This is a genomic window from Pseudoalteromonas sp. GW168-MNA-CIBAN-0100, from assembly GCF_040309225.1.
Lineage (GTDB): Bacteria > Pseudomonadota > Gammaproteobacteria > Enterobacterales > Alteromonadaceae > Pseudoalteromonas > Pseudoalteromonas arctica.
This window is the reverse complement of the sequence record NZ_JBEOOL010000546.1, coordinates 1-273: the sequence shown is the minus strand read 5'-3', so window position 1 is coordinate 273 and position 273 is coordinate 1. Positions and strand designations below refer to the sequence as shown.

The following is a 273-nucleotide window of genomic DNA, read 5'->3' as shown; positions in this document are numbered from 1 at the left end:
AGTGAATGCAGGCTCAGGCGGACACACTTTAAACGGTCAAAATTGTGCTGATATTTATTTTCAAGCTGCACTGGCCATCACTCAACGTACCTCGCTAAAGGGAGTTGTTGTTTTTGGGCCCAATTACACCAAGCCGTTACCGCAAACTGATGAATTAATTTGCATACCAAGTCAGCAGGGTAGTGAGTTTTTGGCATTGTTAAGTCAAGCTAAAGTAGCACTATTGAGTGCGGGCGATACATTATTACAAGCTATTGCGGTACAAACTCCCAC

At 43.6% G+C, this 273-nt stretch carries 1 pseudogene; it reads left to right on the top strand.

Annotation, left to right across the window (positions count from 1 at the left end):
* Positions 1 to 273: pseudogene (locus AAEY62_RS22360) on the top strand (glycosyltransferase family 1 protein); the annotation flags it as partial.